The sequence below is a fragment of the Dyadobacter sp. CY347 genome, from assembly GCF_021502655.1.
Taxonomy (GTDB): domain Bacteria; phylum Bacteroidota; class Bacteroidia; order Cytophagales; family Spirosomataceae; genus Dyadobacter.
This window is the reverse complement of record NZ_JAKFFT010000007.1, coordinates 170705-189654: the sequence shown is the minus strand read 5'-3', so window position 1 is coordinate 189654 and position 18950 is coordinate 170705. Positions and strand designations below refer to the sequence as shown.

18 protein-coding genes and 1 riboswitch are annotated in these 18950 nt (G+C 44.9%); of the genes, 7 read left to right on the top strand and 11 right to left on the bottom strand.

Annotated elements, in window-relative coordinates:
- Nucleotides 1–5 precede the first annotated feature (5 nt).
- On the top strand, nucleotides 6–1577 hold the full coding sequence (locus tag L0659_RS16560) for an OmpA family protein (RefSeq protein WP_235128049.1): 1572 nt from the start codon (nucleotides 6–8) through the stop codon (nucleotides 1575–1577).
- Here the strand turns inward: L0659_RS16560 and L0659_RS16555 are convergent.
- Both L0659_RS16555 and L0659_RS16550 read right to left on the bottom strand, forming a co-directional pair.
- The gene (locus tag L0659_RS16555) at nucleotides 1558–2754 is read right to left on the bottom strand and encodes an acyltransferase (RefSeq protein WP_235127732.1); all 1197 of its coding nucleotides are present in this window, start codon (nucleotides 2752–2754) and stop codon (nucleotides 1558–1560) included. The genes L0659_RS16560 and L0659_RS16555 overlap by 20 nt on opposite strands.
- 108 nt (nucleotides 2755–2862) lie before the next feature.
- Entirely contained in the window at nucleotides 2863–4029 is a 1167-nt protein-coding gene (locus L0659_RS16550; protein ID WP_235127731.1) for an AraC family transcriptional regulator, read from the bottom strand.
- A gap of 103 nt (nucleotides 4030–4132) precedes the next feature.
- Between L0659_RS16550 and L0659_RS16545 the strand changes: the two genes are divergently transcribed.
- Nucleotides 4133–5344, top strand: a complete 1212-nt coding sequence (locus tag L0659_RS16545; protein WP_235127730.1) for a TCR/Tet family MFS transporter — start codon at nucleotides 4133–4135, stop codon at nucleotides 5342–5344.
- A 27-nt stretch (nucleotides 5345–5371) separates the two neighbouring features.
- On the opposite strand, the gene L0659_RS16540 is transcribed toward L0659_RS16545, so the two are convergent.
- The 3 genes from L0659_RS16540 to L0659_RS16530 all read right to left on the bottom strand — a co-directional run bounded on the left by L0659_RS16540 (nucleotide 5372) and on the right by L0659_RS16530 (nucleotide 8349).
- Nucleotides 5372–5983: a heme-copper oxidase subunit III gene (locus L0659_RS16540; RefSeq protein ID WP_235127729.1), complete on the bottom strand. Its 612-nt coding sequence runs from the start codon at nucleotides 5981–5983 to the stop codon at nucleotides 5372–5374.
- 83 nt (nucleotides 5984–6066) lie between these two features.
- A complete protein-coding gene (gene ispE, locus L0659_RS16535) occupies nucleotides 6067–6876 on the bottom strand; it encodes a 4-(cytidine 5'-diphospho)-2-C-methyl-D-erythritol kinase (RefSeq protein WP_235127728.1) in 810 nt (269 codons plus the stop codon).
- A gap of 9 nt (nucleotides 6877–6885) precedes the next feature.
- The gene (locus L0659_RS16530) at nucleotides 6886–8349 is read right to left on the bottom strand and encodes a M28 family peptidase (protein ID WP_235127727.1); all 1464 of its coding nucleotides are present in this window, start codon (nucleotides 8347–8349) and stop codon (nucleotides 6886–6888) included.
- Nucleotides 8350–8667: 318 nt separating this feature from the next.
- Here L0659_RS16530 and L0659_RS16525 point away from each other — a divergent pair, with 318 nt between their 5' ends.
- The gene (locus L0659_RS16525; protein ID WP_235127726.1) at nucleotides 8668–10152 is read left to right on the top strand and encodes a xylulokinase; all 1485 of its coding nucleotides are present in this window, start codon (nucleotides 8668–8670) and stop codon (nucleotides 10150–10152) included.
- A gap of 74 nt (nucleotides 10153–10226) precedes the next feature.
- Here the strand turns inward: L0659_RS16525 and L0659_RS16520 are convergent, their stop codons facing one another.
- Nucleotides 10227–10568: a single-stranded DNA-binding protein gene (locus tag L0659_RS16520; protein WP_235127725.1), complete on the bottom strand. Its 342-nt coding sequence runs from the start codon at nucleotides 10566–10568 to the stop codon at nucleotides 10227–10229.
- 257 nt (nucleotides 10569–10825) lie between these two features.
- Here L0659_RS16520 and L0659_RS16515 point away from each other — a divergent pair, with 257 nt between their 5' ends.
- Together L0659_RS16515 and L0659_RS16510 are read left to right on the top strand one after the other, a co-directional pair.
- Nucleotides 10826–11182, top strand: a complete 357-nt coding sequence (locus tag L0659_RS16515; RefSeq protein WP_235127724.1) for a hypothetical protein — start codon at nucleotides 10826–10828, stop codon at nucleotides 11180–11182.
- A 33-nt stretch (nucleotides 11183–11215) separates the two neighbouring features.
- Nucleotides 11216–12091, top strand: a complete 876-nt coding sequence (locus L0659_RS16510) for an aldo/keto reductase family oxidoreductase (RefSeq protein WP_235127723.1) — start codon at nucleotides 11216–11218, stop codon at nucleotides 12089–12091.
- 19 nt (nucleotides 12092–12110) lie between these two features.
- On the opposite strand, the gene L0659_RS16505 is transcribed toward L0659_RS16510, so the two are convergent.
- Complete coding sequence (locus L0659_RS16505) at nucleotides 12111–13091, bottom strand: S-adenosyl-l-methionine hydroxide adenosyltransferase family protein (RefSeq protein WP_235127722.1); 981 nt, start codon at nucleotides 13089–13091, stop codon at nucleotides 12111–12113.
- Nucleotides 13092–13150: 59 nt separating this feature from the next.
- Here L0659_RS16505 and L0659_RS16500 point away from each other — a divergent pair, with 59 nt between their 5' ends.
- Nucleotides 13151–14671 carry a GH3 auxin-responsive promoter family protein gene (locus L0659_RS16500; RefSeq protein WP_235127721.1) on the top strand — a complete coding sequence of 507 codons (1521 nt, stop codon included), beginning with the start codon at nucleotides 13151–13153 and terminating at the stop codon, nucleotides 14669–14671.
- On the opposite strand, the gene L0659_RS16495 is transcribed toward L0659_RS16500, so the two are convergent.
- On the bottom strand, nucleotides 14668–15246 hold the full coding sequence (locus L0659_RS16495) for a hypothetical protein (RefSeq protein WP_235127720.1): 579 nt from the start codon (nucleotides 15244–15246) through the stop codon (nucleotides 14668–14670). The two genes, L0659_RS16500 and L0659_RS16495, sit on opposite strands and share 4 nt — an antisense overlap.
- Nucleotides 15247–15311: 65 nt before the next feature.
- The gene (locus L0659_RS16490) at nucleotides 15312–15893 is read right to left on the bottom strand and encodes a hypothetical protein (protein WP_235127719.1); all 582 of its coding nucleotides are present in this window, start codon (nucleotides 15891–15893) and stop codon (nucleotides 15312–15314) included.
- A 139-nt stretch (nucleotides 15894–16032) separates the two neighbouring features.
- On the opposite strand from L0659_RS16490, the gene prfA reads away from it, so the two are divergent.
- The gene (prfA, locus tag L0659_RS16485) at nucleotides 16033–17106 is read left to right on the top strand and encodes a peptide chain release factor 1 (protein ID WP_235127718.1); all 1074 of its coding nucleotides are present in this window, start codon (nucleotides 16033–16035) and stop codon (nucleotides 17104–17106) included.
- A gap of 14 nt (nucleotides 17107–17120) precedes the next feature.
- Here the strand turns inward: prfA and L0659_RS16480 are convergent, their stop codons facing one another.
- Both L0659_RS16480 and L0659_RS16475 read right to left on the bottom strand, forming a co-directional pair.
- Nucleotides 17121–17678, bottom strand: a complete 558-nt coding sequence (locus L0659_RS16480) for a DUF255 domain-containing protein (protein WP_235127717.1) — start codon at nucleotides 17676–17678, stop codon at nucleotides 17121–17123.
- Nucleotides 17679–17743: 65 nt separating this feature from the next.
- Nucleotides 17744–18682: a DMT family transporter gene (locus L0659_RS16475; protein WP_235127716.1), complete on the bottom strand. Its 939-nt coding sequence runs from the start codon at nucleotides 18680–18682 to the stop codon at nucleotides 17744–17746.
- Nucleotides 18683–18744: 62 nt separating this feature from the next.
- A riboswitch (cobalamin riboswitch) is annotated at nucleotides 18745–18943 on the top strand.
- Nucleotides 18944–18950 lie beyond the last annotated feature (7 nt).

Here is an 18950-nt window from a genome sequence, read left to right as displayed (position 1 = left end):
AAATGATGCGTTTTTCAACACTGGCTGTGCTGTTTTTTTTCATTTCCCTTTGCGCCCATGCGCAACTGGAAAATCTTGGAAAAACAGTTAACACTGAATACAATGAAATTAACCCCATTATTTCGCCCGATGGCAAGACCATTTACTTTTCAAGGGTCAGCCATCCGCAAAATACACATGGCGCGAAGGGCAGTCAGGATATCTGGTTTTCGGAATTGAAAAACGACAAGTGGACGCAGGCGAGGAGGCTTCCGCAGCCTTTGAACAAAGAGGATTACAACAGTCTTTACAGCATTACGCCCGATGGTAACACCGTGCTGATCAAAGGTTCATACAAAAATGGGGTGTACGAAACCCGCGGATTTTCGACCAGCAAAAAGACCGCCCGCGGATGGGGTGCTCCTAATAAGATAGAAATTCCCGGTTATTCCAAAATCAGCAAAGGACAGTTTGACTGCGGTTATCTATCGACGGATGGGAAAACATTGGTCATGTCGTTCAGCGAAAAAAAGAACAGCAAGGTGGACGACATTTATGTGAGTTTCAAGGCAAAAGACGGCTCCTGGTCGAAGCCGCTGAACCTGGGTAATGAAATCAATTCAGAGGAATTTACAGAAACAACGCCATTCCTCGCTCCTGATGGGGTCACATTGTATTTTTCAAGCGACCGCAAAGGCGGGCAAGGCAGCAACGACATTTATTACAGCAAGCGCATCGACAAAACCTGGAAGCGTTGGAGCCGCCCTGTGAATCTCGGCCCGGCCATTAATACGGATGGTTATGACGCCTATTACACCATTTCTGCATTGGGTGATTATTCCTATATGGTTTCATTCAAAGGCACGGAAGGCAAAGGCGATGTGGTCCGTTATAATCTGAAACCCAAAGAAGTTCCGGGTGATACAAGTGAAGCGCCGATTGCCAATGTGCCCGTTTCTGATCCTGTGGTGATGATTAGCGGCAAAGTAATTGACTCCAAAACCGGAAAACCTGTTGAGGCGACGATCATTTATGAAAGCCTGGCCGATGGCGAAGAAGTAGGAACTGCTACAACCAATCCGACAACCGGCGAATACAAAATAATCCTTCCATATGGTCAGAAATACAGCATGCGCGCCGTTGCGCCGGACTTTATTGCCGAAGGCGAGAACATTGACCTGAGTGATTCCACCGCTACCAAGGGTTTTAAAGAGATTACCAACAAATCTTTGAAACTGATCCCGATCGAAGAAGGCCAGATTGTGCGGCTTAACAATATTTTCTTCGCCACAGGCAAGTCGGCACTGAGCCCGGAATCTTTCCCTGAACTGAATAGAATTGCCATTTCAATGACCGAAAACAAGACGCTTGCCATTGAATTGGGCGGACATACAGACAACACCGGTAGCGCCGAATTCAACATTAAGCTGTCACAAGACCGGGCCGATTCCGTCAGGGAATATCTGATTGGAAAGGGAATCGAGCCGGACCGTGTGGGCAGCAAAGGTTATGGAGAAACGGTGCCGGTTGCTAAAAATGACACGCCCGAAGGCCAGCAGCAAAACCGCCGCGTTGAATTCAAGATCTTAAAGAAATAACGGGTTCTTCCTGACTGGTAACCACTCTTCTTTTCTTGCTTTTTAGTCCAAAAACAATTCGCAGAACATGGAATTGTTTTATTAGAAAATGATAGAGCACGAAGCAAATCAGAAAAGTAGCGACTGACAAGTAAATGAACTTCACAATCCAGGGTAGCGGACTGTTTATAATAGGATAAGCCAGGCAAATAATAACCGTTTGATGTAAGATATAAAACGGATAAACCGCTTCATTGGCATATCTCAAAAAGCGGTTTGAGAATTGCAGATGAACATATGCATAGCCGAAAATGGTCAGCAGAATGCACCATGCATTCAATGTTTTAAGTGTATTGTAAAACACAATCTCCCCACCTTCAAGCTCGGCCCTCGGAATCCAGTAAAATGCATAAAGAATGGTGGTAACCACCAGCCAGATCGCCAGATTAAGCTTCCTGTACTTTTTCAGTGTTTCCCAAAATCCAGTTTGTGTACACAAAACAAAGCCTGTCACGAAAAGCGTAAAATCATGAAAATGCTCATTCCAGTCCCTGGTAAGGTTATGCGTGGAAGGATAGTGGCCCAGCAGTACATTTCCTATCATGTGCCAGAGCACTGGAACAAGTATTAATGTGAAAGGATTACCGAAAAAACGCGCCCAGCTTGCTGTCAGTTGCGTATTCCGACGAATGAACAGCAGCAGCGGCAAGCCAATGATCGAATAGATGAAGATGTAGGCAAGATACCAGAGATGATGCCAGCTGAAACTCCCCGTGGGATAGGAAATGAATTCAAATACGGTTTTGTAAAATTCTGCATAGGAATAAGTTTCGCCCTGGGTGAGGCGTTCAAAATAGATCTGCGGCGGCACGATCACGAACATCCCAAAAGCCAGCGGAATGAATATCCTTACAAACCTTTCGCCCAAAAATGCCTTCGGTCCCCGACTCCCCAGTGCGAAATACATTCCGGCACCGGAGATCATGAATAAAAGCGACATCCGCCACTGGCTGGGAAATCGCATGGGCAATTCAATGGTGTGTGTGATGACATCGTTCTTAATGTGCCATTCCCAAAAATTGAAAAACATCCCGACGTGAAAAAAGATCAGTATGCTAAATGCGAGGACGCGGAGCCAGTCCAGATCGTAGCGGCGGTTTGTCAGGGAAGTTTCTTGCAGAATTTCTTGATTTTTCATGGTCGGATTATTTTTGTTACCTGGACAAAAGTATCCGCACCGGAAGGCGAAAAACGACCGTGATTATCAGTTAGGAGTTCTTCCCGATAATTTAGAACATGCAAAAAGCTATTTTACAGCATTCTTTTTGAATTCGGAAGGCGTGTATCCTGTGATTTTTCGAAAAGAGGTGTTGAAGGCAGATTTGGAGTTGTAACCCACCATTTGCGAAATTTCTTCAATTTTAATGTAACTGCTTCCCTCATCCCGCAGTAACTTCTGAGCCTCATTAATCCTGTAAGTGGCAACAAAATCAAAAAAACTCTGACCCAATTCTTCATTCAAGATCTGGGACAAATGATGGGTTGAAATGCCCAGGCGCTTTGCCAGAATAGGCAGCGAAAATCCTGGATCGAGAAATGCTTTTTCCTTCGCCATCACATCCTCTAATTTTCTAAGAGTCGTCGATTGAATTTCGTGTGTCAGGGAAGATTTTTCATATTTTTTAGCAGCACGGACATTGGTATCCTGAAAGAAAAGTGACCTGCGCAGCACCGTAAAACTGGTTGCGTAAATGATAAATGCAATGAATGCGGCGATAATGTGATCGCCCAGATCGTGCGGAAACGAAAGCCGGACGAATAGAAATATAATCACCAGCACCGTTAATTGAAGATAAATGTTCCTATACCAGGACAATGGGCTTTTTTCCCGCGCAAAAAAAGACAGGCTTTCTTTCCTGAACGCATTGCTCAGGAAATAAAGCCCTGCCAGATTGTAGATCACCATGCTGAAACCGGTGAAATCGGTAATGTGGTTTTTAGGAAAAAACATCCAGTCGTTGCCGTAACGGTTGGAAACCAGCATTTCCATTTCGGGATGGAAAGCCGAAATGTTGCAATTGTATTTGTAAGCGTTTCCCTGCGGATAAAAGAGGATGCACATGTATAAAAAATAAATTATCGCAGGCAGCAAATGCACCCAGTAACCTTTTTCCGGCTTTTGTGTAATGCCTGATTTAATGTACAAATAGGCCAGCGGCGCCAAAATGAGATTGATTGGTTCGGAAAAGTCCACCAGCCATAACACCTCGAACATGTAATTTGTATAACCCAGCCAGACGTCACTCAGTAAAATGGACATGCCCAGAATGAGCCCGCCCAAAAACAAGTTGGGCTGCTTATCTCCTTTGGAATGTGATAGAAAAAAATAGGCGAGTATAAGCCCCTGAACAAATCCCAGCAGAATAAAAATGGAAAACAGGTCGGTCCGGATCGGCAGGGTTGCAGGAGTCATAAAAGTATTGATGTATTCAAATATACAAAATCAAAAATGTATGTAAGCGGATATTCCGGCACCAAGATTATAGCGTACTTTTGAATTCCAACACCACTTTCTCATGAATGCCAAACGGTCTCCTGCACTTGGTTTTATTTTCGTCACCTTACTTATTGATGTAATCGGGCTCGGCATTATTATTCCCGTAATGCCGAAACTGATCAGCGAACTCACCGGCGACAGCATCAGCGCTGCATCCCGCGACGGTGGCTGGCTCCTGTTTGCTTATGCGTCGATGCAGTTTCTTTGTGCGCCTATTATCGGCGGGATCAGCGACCGGTTCGGGCGGCGTCCTGTGCTGCTGGCTTCATTATTTGGTTTTGGTGTTGACTATATTTTCCTTGCCTTTGCACCTACGCTTGCTTGGCTGTATGTTGGGCGCATCATTGCGGGGATCATGGGCGCGAGCTTTACAACAGGTGCAGCATACATTGCTGATATCAGCACGCCCGAAAAACGCGCACAGAATTTCGGGCTTTTAGGCGCTGCTTTTGGGTTAGGCTTCATTATTGGTCCGGTTGTTGGAGGTTTGCTGGGCCAGTATGGAACCCGCGTTCCCTTCATCGCTGCCGCAGTTTTTTCATTGCTGAACTGCTTATACGGCTATTTTATTTTACCAGAATCATTGTCAGCCGAGCACCGCAGAAAATTTGAATGGTCACGCGCAAACCCGATCGGCTCACTCCAAAACCTGAAACGTTACCCCGTCATTTACGGGCTGATTTTCTCGCTTGGGCTCCTTTATGTGGCGTTACATGCGGTGCAGAGCAACTGGTCATTTTATGTGATTGAAAAATTCGGTTGGGACGAGGCACACATTGGCTATTCATTGGGTGCCGTGGGTGTGTTGAGTGCATTTGTGCAAGGCTATTTAATAAGGCTTATTTTGCCAAAACTGGGACAGAAACGAGGTGTTTATATTGGTCTGCTGTTGTATGCGGTTGGTTTTATCTTATACGCATTTGCCACGCAAGGCTGGATGATGTATGCATTTATGGTTCCTTACATTTTAGGAAGCATTGCGGGGCCAGCATTACAAGGCATTATTTCAACCCAGGTTCAGCCCAATGAGCAAGGCGAGATTCAGGGCGCATTAACGAGCTTGCAAAGTCTGACTTCCATCATCGGACCGCCGCTTATGACCAACTTATTTTCCTTTTTCACGCAACCATCTGCACCTGTATATTTACCAGGCGCGCCTATGATTATGGCGGCTGTTCTCACATTACTGAGCACATTTCTAGCCAGGAGAAGCCTCAAACGTAATTTTTAGGAAGCGTTAGTAAGGAAAAATCAGAATTTAATAAAGAACAATCAGGAAGAGAAACACAACCAGCCAGAGCGCGCCGGTGAAGTGCCAGTATCGGGTCAGCAACTTGATTCTCAACCGATTCGGAGGATTCACGCTGTAAACAAACGAGTCTACATAAGTCCGGTTTTTGAGGGCCTTTTGGAAAAGAATGCTGAGATAAATGACTCCTGCAAGTATGTGCACAAGATGCAGACCGGTAAGGAGATAAACCAGTCCGCTGGACGTGGTAACACCTTCAAATAAGCCTGAATTGAGCATTTCGGCCCATCCACCTACCTGTAATAAGATAAATGTGATGCCTAGTACGAGCGTTGCGCCGAGGAAGACACGGTAATGCAAAAAACGCTCACTGGCAAAGGCGAGGTTCGCTTCATGCAATGTTATGCTGCTAAACAGAATCACCAATGTGCTCAGCCAGAACATATCCGGCAGGACCATCATATGCCCCGTTTCCCTTTGCACCCTGAATAGAAAAATAATGAAGATGGAAGTAAAGAGCAAAGAGCTTCCGACCACACCTAGCCAAAGCATGAAACCCAGAGGTTCCCGCCGCTTGGTGAAAGGGTTTTCCTTTAATTTGGTTGTTGGTTTGGCGCTCATTTTCAACTCTTTTCGCTAGTGCTTTTCAAGCGGGAGGTGAATATAGTTACTATTTCCCGCGTTTTGTACCCTGATATTAATTTTTAATCCAGCGGTCCCTGCCAGACTGTGTAACCGGTAAAATGCTTTTCTAAATCCTTTTCCTGCTCAAAAATCCCAAACAAGGTTGACCCCGAACCGCTCATTGCAGCATATGAAGCTCCTTGTTCGTATAACGCTTCTTTGATTTCTGCTAAAAGAGGATATTTCGGAAAAAGCGTTGCTTCAAAATCGTTTTTTACCTGAAACTTCCAATTCGCAATTGGCTCTTTCAATACATGACGCAAATCATGCCCGCCGTGTTTCGGGACAATGCCTGAATATGCTTCAACGGTTGAAATATGTAAGCCAGGATTAACCAGAACAATCCATTTCCCCTTCAAATTCAGCTCAATGTCTTCAAAAAGGTCTCCCTTCTCAAAACAATAGGCGGGTTTATTCGGAATAAAAAAAGCGCAATCACTTCCTAATCTACGTGCGTAAGCAAGCTGTTTTTCAAAAGATATTTTCAGATCAAACTGCTCGTTGAGCGCCTTGATCGCGAAAGCCGCATCCGCAGAACCTCCGCCAAGTCCGGCACCGATTGGAATGCTTTTCAATAAATGCATTTTCACGGGCGGCAACGGATAATCTGCTGCGATCATTTGATATGCCTTCGTGCACAGGTTGTCCGATACACTCCCGGGGATCGCTATGCCATCGCTTTCGAAGGAAAAACGCTCTTCCAAAGTAATTTCCAGCGCATCGGACCAGCCAACGGGATAAAAACAAGACTCAATGTTATGATAGCCGTCAGGACGTTTCTCAACGATATTCAGGCCGATATTAATTTTCGCGTTTGGAAATACAAGCATTACTCAATGTTATTGTTCCCATCGCCATTCCTGCCCGATTACCAGCTCTTCCTTCAATCCCTGCGAGATCAGATAATCACGGGTTTTGGTGTCGGAAAGCTTGGAAACAGCAATGGTTTCGGTGTTTGCGAGCGCATATAAATACATGGATGCAATGCGCACGGTGTTCTCGAACTGATCTTTATTTACAAGACTAAAATCATCACAGTCAGCATGGTAACATTGCAAAACATTCGGATCTAAATGCCCTGATAATCCTGCAATGGGAACGCCTTCAAGCATAAACGGTTGGTGGTCACTATGTAAGCCAGCCCGGTTTGACGATTCATTTTTAAAGGTTTGGTCCACACGCTGGATGGCGCTGCCTACCCCCGCAAAAAATTCAGTCATTTCATCCCTTCCAAAAGCATTAACGCCTTTCGGGTCGTTGGTCATATCCAGGTTCATCATATAACTCACCTTATTGATCTCACCTGACTTTTTCAATTCTCCCACAAAATGCTTCGAACCCAAAAGTCCCTGCTCCTCGCCCATGAACAACACAAACTGGATCGTACGCTCGGGCCTCACTTTCAATGCTTTGAACGCTCTGGCAATGTCCATCACCGCAAAAGATCCAATGCCATTATCAATCGCACCGGTTGCAAGGTCCCAGGAATCCAGGTGACCGCCGATGATAACCTTTTCATCTGTCTTGCCTTTTAATGTTGCAATCACATTTCTTGCCTTGATCGGTTTTGAAATGTTGTGCATATCAATGTGTGCTTCCAGCGGGCCTTCCTCTTTCAGCCATTTCCTAAGCTCACCACCGCTCTCGTTCGAAATGCAGACTGCCGGGATTGAGATGATAGCGCCCGTAACCGAAGCCGTTCCCGTAAGCAGGATCTTTCCCGGTGCTCCATTGACCATGATCACACCAGTTGCGCCATATTTGATCGCCAAAGCCGTTTTTTCTGAACGGTGCAAGTTTTTCTTACCCGACGATCCTACCAGATTGATATTAGCGAGTGCTACTTTGCCTTTTACACGCTCCTTAATCGCTTCAAAATCCTCTTCCAGACCATTCCCAACATCCACAATTTCACCTTGAAGTTTGGATTCAACAGGCGAATGTGCCAGCGAAACAACCGGAACCTCTCTGAAATTATCGCTGCTGCCAGGTGCAATAGACAATGTTACGGTATCCCGCATCCATGCTTCAACTTCGAAGGGCTGAAATGCTACATCCGTAAATCCATAACTTTTCAGTAGCTGAAATGCATATTCTTCGGCTTTTTCCCCATTCACACTGCCGGTTAGCCTATGCCCGATCGTCTTCGTTGCCTCACCAAGCGTTTGATATGCTTTGCTGTTCTTTCTTACCTCACTATCCAGCCGGGAGAACGGTTTTTCCCACTTTTTATCGATGGGGCGGAATCCGGCGAACATTACAATAAAGCCACCAATTAAAAACACTTGTACAATTTTTTTCATAATACCCATTGAAGGATGCTCCGTTTTCTTAAAATTTACACCTTGAAATTAACAATCAGCTATTTGGTGCTTTGCATCGATAACACAAATAAGACTACAAATAGATTCAAATTGTTTCAATATCTTCATTAAAATAGTGAATTTTTCCGGCACTGGATATCTTTTTTGTTTTTCGTGGTAAAAGAGGTTTAGCGGCAAGAAATTAAATAAGTGTAATATTTACACTTAACAGTTTGTTTTTTCAAAACCGAGGGAACATTTTTGTATTTTTTTCGGCTTATATTTAAATATTACAGCAATTTTAATCATAACAGCACAATGTATTTCCTGGGATTCGATTTAGGCAGTTCGTCCGTAAAAGCATGTTTGATCCACGCAGACTCGGGGGCAGTGGCTGCCGCTGCATTTTATCCTGAACGGGAAATGACGATCGCCGCACCCAAGCCTGGCTTTGCAGAACAACAGCCTGAAATGTGGTGGCAAAATGCATGTCTGGCTTCAAAAGCAGTGATCCAGAAAGCTGGTATTTCTCCGGAAGAAGTTGGCGCAATCGGAATCTCATATCAAATGCATGGTTTGGTGGTTGTGGATAAGGACATGAATGTGTTACGCCCATCCATCATCTGGTGCGACAGCCGCGCGGTTGAGGTTGGAAATAAGGCAATGGAAGCATTGGGAGAAGAATATGTGCTCCCGCATCTGCTGAATTCTCCTGGTAATTTCACGGCATCCAAGTTAGGTTGGGTTAAAGAAAACGAACCTGATGTGTATGCAAAGGTTTATAAATTCATGCTTCCCGGCGATTACCTGGCTGCGCGCATGACCGGCGACATTGTTACTACGCCATCTGGCTTATCCGAAGGCATTTTCTGGGATTTCGTCAACGATCGTCCGGCCGATTTCCTGTTTGACTACTTTGGCTTCAATCACGAAATCATGCCGGAGGTTTTACCAACATTCTCCGAACAAGGAAAAGTAACTGCATCCGCAGCAGAAGCATTGGGACTTCGTGCTGGCATTCCGGTGACATATCGCGCGGGAGATCAGCCTAATAATGCATTCTCGCTGAATGTCCTCGAACCAGGCGAAGTTGCAGCAACCGCCGGCACTTCGGGCGTAGTTTACGGCGTAAGTGATCAGGTAAAATTTGACGCAAAATCACGCGTGAACACATTCCTGCATGTAAATCCAATATCAAAAGCATCCCGTTACGGTGTACTGCTTTGCGTAAACGGCACCGGCAGCCTCAATGGCTGGCTGCGCAATTCACTATTCCAGGGCAATGTTTCATATCCCGAAATGAATGCGCTTGCTGCGCAGGCTCCCGTTGGTGCCGATGGGCTGTTCTGCCTCCCTTTTGGAAATGGTGCTGAGCGGATGCTTGAAAATCAGGATCCCGGAAGCACATTCAAAGGCTTGCAATTCAGCCGGCACGGTTTGAACCATTACACACGTGCTGCTCAGGAAGGCATTGTTTTCGCCTTGTATTACGGCATGGAAATCATGGAAACGGTGGGAGTATCCCTGAAAAACATCCGTGCAGGAGAAGCCAATATGTTCCTGAGTCCCGTTTTCCGCGAAACTTTTGCAAACGTATCCGGCGCAACTGTTGAACTCTACAACACAGATGGCGCCCAGGGCGCTGCCCGCGCGGCAGGGTTTGGATTAGGTTATTACAAAAACCGGTCTGAGGCTTTTGTAGGCCTGTCTGCGCTTAGCACTATTGAACCTGATACAGCATTGACGGAAGCCACCAAAGAGGCTTACGGCAACTGGAAAGAAGCTTTGGAAAACAGTCTATAAGTTATTTCTGTTGTTCATAAATTCCCTGGTCTTAATTACTTCAATGTTGTTAAGACCAGGTTTTTTTGTTCATGTTATGCATCTGCTTCCCGCGGCTGATTCCTGGTGATCTCTTCTACTTTAAAAGCTACAATTTCCACCGTCCGCACTTGTTGGTTATCCTTATTTACGTATTGGCGATAACTTAATCTGCCCTCCACAGAAACCATTTTCCCTTTTTCAAGCATTTCCTCACAGCGTTGCGCCAGCGGCCCCCAGGCAATGACCGAATGCCAGGAAGTGGATTTGACCTCCTCTTTATTCTTATTAATATAGTTCTCGTCCGTAGCCAACGAAAAGGTTACCGCCCTTCCGCCTTCAAATTCCTTCACATTGATTTCCCGGCCTACATTACCAATCAATTTTACTGAGTTCATGATTTCTGTTTGTTTTAGAATGTATGATTAATCTGACAAATCGATCTTCATCAATCGACCATGCAAATGTGCTGGATCATTGTGACGCGATTCGGGTATTAACTATTTACAGTCATGTACAAGCATTTGCAGCCGTTTGCAAACGGGAAAATCCGTTTGTTTATCGCCAAAAAAGTAATTTTGCTATATTGCAAGACTGGATTATATATGCACACTTACCGGATTCCGTAAAGCGGATCTGGCTAAATATTGAAGAAATGAAGAATTGCCTGGAATGCGGGAAACCACTGATGGGAAGAGTAGACAAGAAGTTCTGCTTGGATATGTGCCGGAACAGCTACAATAACCGGTTAAATTCAGATTCTTATAACATTGTCAGGACGATGAACAACCAGCTTCGGAAAAACCGCCGGATCCTGCAAGACGTCTGCCCAGAAGACAAGATTAAAACAACAAAAAGCCTGCTCCTGGGCAAGGGATTTGACTTCAATCTCATCACCAGCATCCGCCCGACGCTGAAAGGAAACATCTACCATTTCGTCTACGATTATGGTTATCTCGAACTGGAAAACGATATTTATCTGATCGTAAAAGATAAACGTTTGGATAAATAGATATTTTTGCACCAGCATTCAAACATCCGCCTTATGAAAAAAGTTAGTTTAAGCGACTCTGGTCCAAAAGTATCCGAAGCAATTTATGGCTTCTGGAGATGGACAGACGAAGGTGCCCAAACCACGTCTCAAATTGAGAAAACTGTCAATCTCTGTCTGGAATTGGGTATCAATACTTTTGATCATGCCGATGTTTATGGAGATACTGCGATTGAAGAGCATTTTGGGAAAGTGGTCCAGAACAAATCTTTCAAGAGAGATGATATCGTTTTGTTTGGCAAATGCGGGATCAGAAAATCCAGTGATAAAAATCTGACCTATTATGACACGTCCCGGGATCACATTGTCAATAGCATTAACGGGTCGTTAAAACGTCTGAAAACTGATTATCTGGATATTTTCCTTTTGCATCAAAGTGACTTTCTGGCTGACCCGGAAGAAACCGCGACTGCGCTTGCAGAAATTGTTAAATCGGGAAAAACGAAGCATATCGGCGTAGCCAACTTCACTGTTTTCCAGCACCAGTTACTGGCTTCCTATCTTAGAATCCCAATCGTTACGAATCACATTGAGTTGAATTTGATGAATACGACGGCCATTGAAGACGGCCGGATCGACTTTATCAAGCAAAGTTTCAGCAAACCGCTTGCATGGGCACCGCTCGCAGGTGGTAAAATTTTGAACGGGACGGAAGAAAAAGCTGTGAAGTTAAGGGCGAAACTTGATGAAGTTGGTAAAAAATATGATGCTAACATTGAGCAAACCGCGGTTGCGTGGCTGATGAGATTGGGCACTTTACCCATCATTGGCTCCCTTTCTGAAACACGCATCAGAAATGGCGCAAGCGCTTCGGATATAAAGTTGAGCCACGAAGACTGGTATGAAATCTACCACGTCGTAAGCAAGTAATGATTTTCGGCGGGTTGTTTTATTTGGTTAAAACAACTCGCCACTCCCCTCCGCTTGACACCTTATATTTTTCAGAAAAGCTTCCCATATTAATTCCGAGAGAGAAATTCAGCAGGCTGTTGAAGTAACCCACATCCGCTCCTTCTTTCACTTCCCCGAACGTGTTCACATAGCGAACTTTGCCTTCGTAAATCTTCTCATTTTTATTAAAAACCTGCACACGGACGTCCTCGCCTAGTTTTACGTTCAGTCTGTTGAACAGCTTTTTATTAATGTTGGTCCAAACATTCCCATATTGGACATCTAAAATAGAAATGCTGCCCCTAAGCTGCCCGTTTTCAAAAACCGCCTTTTGATACGGAATGGAAACCACTTGATTATCAAGCTTCTTACCTACCTGATCCATCGTAATGACGTTCGCAGCCAAACGTGCAGCTGTAAACGCGTACACATCCCTGCCATGAAATGTATAGGATTCATTTGAATCTTTCCGCCGGTTGACCGCTTCATCAATTTCCCTAACTTCCTGAATGCCAAGCTGTTCAGCAACCAATGTTAATGTTCCATTATCGGGTGTTACGAAATAATGTCCTGATCTGGATTTCATGACCACGGATTTCCGATCAGTTCCCACTCCCGGATCCACAACCGACACAAAAACGGTCCCTGCTGGCCAGTAAGGAGCAGTTTGAACCAATCGGTAAGACGCCTCCCAAATGTTAAAGGCGGGGATTTCGTGGGTTACATCGTACATTTTCAGGTTTGGCGACACGCTAGTAGCAACACCTTTCATAGCTGAAACCGCTCCGTCCTTTAAACCAAAATCCGACTGAAAAACCAGGATGTTATTTTGAGCGAAAGCCACAGGATTCAACCCGAATATGAGCATAAACAATGCGAGTATGCCCTTAAAAATTAGATAGCACGAAGTTTTGACCTCTTTCAATGTCTTCATAGACATGCTGATATGTTTTGGAAAATCAAATTTATGAAGTGGCATGGGTTTTTAAAATCCTTATTTTATCAAATGATTTTGTTCAATTAAAGCATCATATACGCATGGCGGTAATCGGAGAACTGATTAAAAAGGCAATTGATTTCACAGGAATGCTTACCAGTGATCCTGATCCCGTTAAAGCACAGGAGAAAGTTTTACGAAACCTGCTAGGAACAGCCCGATTAACGGCTTTTGGAAAAGCGTATGACTTTTCGGAGCTCCTGAAAGCGGATGATGTTGTTACTGCTTTTCAAAACAAAGTGCCGGTTCACGATTACGATAAAATGTACGAAGAATGGTGGCATTATTTGCTGGAAGGCCATCAGAATGTGACCTGGCCGGGCGGACAGCAGTATTTTGCGCTGAGCAGCGGAACTACGAGTGCGAGCAAATACATTCCCGTAACAGATGATATGCTGAATGTGATCAGAAAAGCGGGCATTTCAGAAATTACAAATATTCATGCATTCGATTTGCCTGGTGATTTTTTTACCAAACAAATATTAATGCTCGGCAGCAGCACTTCACTGATCCAGAAAGACGACCATCAGGAAGGTGAGATCAGCGGGATCAGTGCCAGTAACCTGCCGACTTGGTTTGGCGGATTTTACAAGCCGGGGAGAGAAATTGCAGATATAGCCGACTGGGACGAGCGCGTAAAGAGAATCGCAGAAGAAGCCCCAAAATGGGATATCGGGTGTATTTCAGGCATTCCGGCCTGGGTTGAATTAATGCTGAAAGAGATCATTAGCCACAACAAACTGAACAACATTCACGAGATATGGCCCAATCTGATGGTTTATACAACGGGAGGGGTTGCATTTGAGCCTTACCGGAAAAGCCTTGAACAGTTATTTGCGCACCCGCTCATTTACATTGACACTTACCTGGCTTCCGAAGGCTTCATTGCTATTCAAAAACGCCCCGATACGGCCTCCATGGCGCTTTTTCCGGATAATGGCATCTTCTACGAATTCGTGCCTTTCGATGGTGACCATGTCGATGAGAACGGCCTGGTTAAACCTGGATCAACGGTCTTATCTCTCGCTAATGCAGAGGAAAATGTAGAATATGTGCTGCTAATATCCACAGTATCAGGCGCGTGGCGTTACATGATCGGTGATACGGTTCAAATTACGGACAAATCAAAAGCTGAGATTAAAATCACAGGCCGTACCAAGCATTTTTTGAATGTAGTTGGTTCGCAACTTTCTGTAAATCAAATGAATGCCGCGCTGCGGGTTGTTGAGCAGGAATATGATGTGGTGATCAAAGAATTTATCGTCGCAGCAGTTCACCGGGGCGAAGATTACATTCACAAATGGTTTTTAAGTTGTGATAAATTTCCGGATTGCGAAAAAGTCGCAGAGTCGCTGGATAAGACACTTCGGGAGAATAATAAGAACTACAATGTTGCGCGAGGGCGCGCTTTAACGGGTATAGAAACAGAACTGATCCCGGAAGAAATTTTCTACAAATGGAGCGAAGACACTAAAAAACTGGGCGGACAGGTCAAAATCCCACGCGTTATGAAGGAAGAAGATTTTCTGAAATTTGAATATTATGTCAGAAACAACTCTTAGTTCTCCTGATTCTCATCATCCAGTTGAGCTATTTCAAGCTTCCTAACCTGCTCCATAATGTCGTCCGGCGAAAGATACAGCCGGGCGATTTTGTTTTTATATTTCTCCGACAAACTCGCGTGATTAAGGATAAAGTGCTTTGTTTTAACGATATAGCTTCCTAATCCATGGTTTACGGCATAAGTATCCGCAACCCTTTCCGCCTGCCGTATATATTTGGTTGAAAACAGATAACCAATCCCAAACCGCATCATCCCCAGAACATCCCTGTTTTCATAATCCATCACGTGCCCTAGTTCGTGCCCAATCCAGCCGACCATAATGTCCGGCGGGATCTGGTGAATGGGAATCGCAGAAGTTGTCAACCGGAAAAGCGCGCTAATGTTGATGTTATAGCCCCGTTTTGCCCCAAACATCGTCCCAATTTTGGGCTGCGCCTGCATGACAGACCGCTTGATGTTCTTTTTAAATACAAAATCAATGCGCGTCTCCTGTAACTCCGGATAAAAAGACAAAGCCTTTAAAACCTCATTCTCAATAACTTTCGGAATCGTTTTATTAACAGGAGCCTGCATAAGGAGTGAAATGAAGTGGTAGTTTTTACTCCTGGTCTTTAAAAAAGCGTTCCTTAGAGACAAAATCAATCCTTCAACTGCTTTGCATCTAGCTTTCGGATGATGTCCTTTTTGTTAAACAGAAGTCTCCAAACGGCGAAGGGGGTTTCGTCTTTGGGCAGGCATGATTTGCAGATGATGCTTTCGGTAGGGACGGGAACGTTGTAGACGAGTAATGTGTCGCTGAGCTGCTGTAAGTTGTCGCTGGCGGCGGATTTGCTTTTGGCGCTGTAAAGGTATGCGTCAAGCAATTCCCGCTCTTTCGGCGCGAGGTCCGGGTTTTTGAGATCAGTCAGATCCAGGAGCTCAACTTTGACACCATATTCTTTTTGCAATGCTGCTATGACCGGAATTTCGCCAAGGTTTTTACAAACTTCCCCGGCTTTGTCGGGATGCTTCTCCAATTCGTTACCCAGGGCCTTTTCAGCAATTTTTGCAATCTTTTTTCCCCAGGCATCGGCAGAATAAATGAGCTGTGTATTGGTAACGCGCTTAATTTTCGACGCATTTATTTCATTGGAAAGTTCTTTGGTGTTTTCAACGCGGTTTCCCGTATCGCAGCCTGCCATAACCATGATCAACGCCGCAAAAACCAGTATTTTTTTCATTTCAATGCACATTATAAATTGGTAACAGTATTCCAAAGCATCTAATTCATAAGCCCGCCGATATCTCAGAAAACCTTCATTTATCTAAAATGCGTATCTTTGTGCCCCGAATGCGTGGTGCCAAAGATATTCAATAAAGATGATCGATAAATTAGAAGCCATAAAAGAACGTTTCGAAGAAGTTTCGCAACAAATTATACAACCTGAAATCGTTTCCGACTCAGCCCGTTATTCCAAGATAAGCAAGGAATATAAGGATCTGGGAAAGATCGTGGAGCAGTACGCACTTTATTTGAAACTTCAAAAAGATATTGCCGGAACCAAAGAACTCATCACAACTGAGAAAGATGAGGAGCTGCGCGAGATGGCCAAGGAAGAACTGGACGACCTGACCCCAAAATTGGAACAGCTCGAACAAGCTATTAAAGAGCTACTTATTCCAAAAGATCCTAACGATAGCCGCAACATTATCCTCGAAGTCCGCGGCGGAACCGGTGGTGATGAAGCTGCGATATTCGCGGGTGACATGTTCAGAATGTATCAGCGGTTTTTTGAGAAAATGGGCTGGCGTTCTTCAATCATGGATTTTACCGAAGGTACAAACGGCGGATATAAAGAGATTATCTGTAAAGTTGAAGGCGAGGACGTTTACGGGAAAATGAAATTTGAGTCAGGCGTACACCGTGTGCAACGCGTTCCGCAAACTGAATCGCAGGGTCGCATTCACACATCGGCTGCATCCGTAGCAGTGTTGCCGGAAGCTGAGGAGGTGGACGTTCAGATCAATATGAATGATGTGCGTGTGGATACTTTTCAATCGTCAGGCGCTGGTGGACAGTCGGTTAACACGACTTATTCGGCGGTTCGTTTAACACACATACCTTCGGGATTGGTGGTGAGCTGCCAGGATGAACGTTCTCAATTGAAAAACAAAGACCGGGCGTTGAGCGTGTTGCGCTCGAGACTTTACGAGATCAAATTGAAAGAGCATAATGATGCCATCAGCTCTCAAAGGAAATCAATGGTAGGAAGCGGCGACCGATCCGACAAGATCCGCACATACAATTATCCTCAAAGCCGCATTACCGATCACCGCATCGGCTACACAGTTTACAATCTTCCCGCCGTTATGGAAGGCGACATCGGAGAATTCATCGAAAGACTACGCATCGCAGAAAACGCAGAGCGCATGCAGGAAGGCGAGACGGTTTAGGGAGCTTAACAAGCCTACTTACCCGCAAACAACGAACTATAAGTCTTCGCTTTATAGTCTTCGAATGCTTCTTTTTTGTGGTAATCTTCGCCTATGAAGGTGATAACCTGGTGGAATTCTTTGGGTTTCATGTAGCCGGGTAGTGGCTGGATCATGTTGAATTTATCGTCCAGGAAAACGGTGGTTGGATAGCTTGGCTGGTTGTTGGTTAATGCCAATGCAAGCTGATGTACGCCGCGGCCGCCTTCGGCAAGGAATTCAAATTTTTTATCGCCTAATGTGATGGCTTTTTTCTGTTCAGCGTCGAGTTTGACCGCGTAGTATTTGCGGTTGACGTATTCAACCACGGCTTTGTTTTTGAAAGTTTCGCGGTCCATTACTTTGCACCAGCCACACCAATCCGTATAAACATCAATCATAACCTTTCGTGGCTCCTGCTGAATTTTGGCGTAAGCTTCTTCAATTGTCAGCCATTGAATGCCTTCCGCAGGCCGATTCCCATCGGATTTGGAGCCCGTTGCGACGGTAAGCATGACAAAAAACAGAAAAAGAGATGTAGCTGATCGTTTCATAACTTCATTTGATTTCAATAAGTTAACATTTTTCAATGCGGAATAATTGTTCAGAATGACCGACTTTATTCCAAATCACTGGAAACCGCAGGTTTTCTTTTGGCCAGCGAAACCATAATCCCTCCCGCCACAATCAGCAACATGCCGGTTAGCATGGAAAGTGAAGGAATGGCTTCGCCCATGAAAAATCCGATTAAAACTGAAAATAAAATGTTGGAATAACCAATCGCGGCGACGCGTCCTGCTTTGTCGAATGTAAAAGACTGCGTCAGCATTCGTTGGCCCATTAATGCTGTTAATCCAAGTGCCAGAAATCCCAGCCATTGTGAAATGTTGGCTGGCCAGGTGAATGTACCGATCAGGAAATCGAGATTTTCCATGGGATAATAAGTCCCTACGAGCATGGAGATAACAGGCATGATAATGCCGCTCAGCATGAACGAAAGAATGATCGCCCGCGTGTCATAAACAATGCCTAACTGCCTGATAGATAAATAAGAAATGGCGGTTAGCAATGCATTACCAAGCCCCAAGGCATTATCCCGGAACGAAATCGAAAGGTCCGGCCGAAAAACGAACATGATGCCGGTGAAACCAACAAAAATAGCCGCCCACTCACGCGCATTCAGCGTTTCACCGATCAGCAGCCAGGATAACAATGCTAAGAAAATAGGATATGTGTATTGGTAAGTGGAAGCGCGGCCTAATCCCAATGTTTGAATAGCATAAAAAAGCATGTATAGCGATAATGTACCCACAACACCCCGAAAAATAAGCAAGCCGAGTTTGCCTCCCTGCTGCCGGATCGGGCGGCGCCAAATGCTGGTCACCACAAAGACCACGCCCACAATGTTCCTGAAAAATACCAGTTGCACAATGTGAAAATCACGGCCCAGCCATTTGGAAATGGCCGATGTGAGGGAAAAGAAAAACGCAGCGCCCAGCATCAGGTATATGCCTTTTTGCGAAGAAGTTACGGTTAAGTTTTGAGCGGGAGCAGCCAAAAATGATCAGGATTTTGGCCAAAGATAAAGCATATCGTACAGAGTCGGAAATCCGGCCAATTTCCTACCTTTGCACCTTTGGCGCCATAAGCTGCTTCAATGCGGCAATAAGGCTTAATAGGGAATTCCGTTGAACCGGAAGCTGTCCCCGCAACTGTGAGTCTGTAAAAATGATCCATCCCCCATGCCACTGTTCCACGAACGGGAAGGCCATGGATCAAGAGACAAGCCAGGAGACCTGCCAAAGAATGAATTCATCAAATTTGTT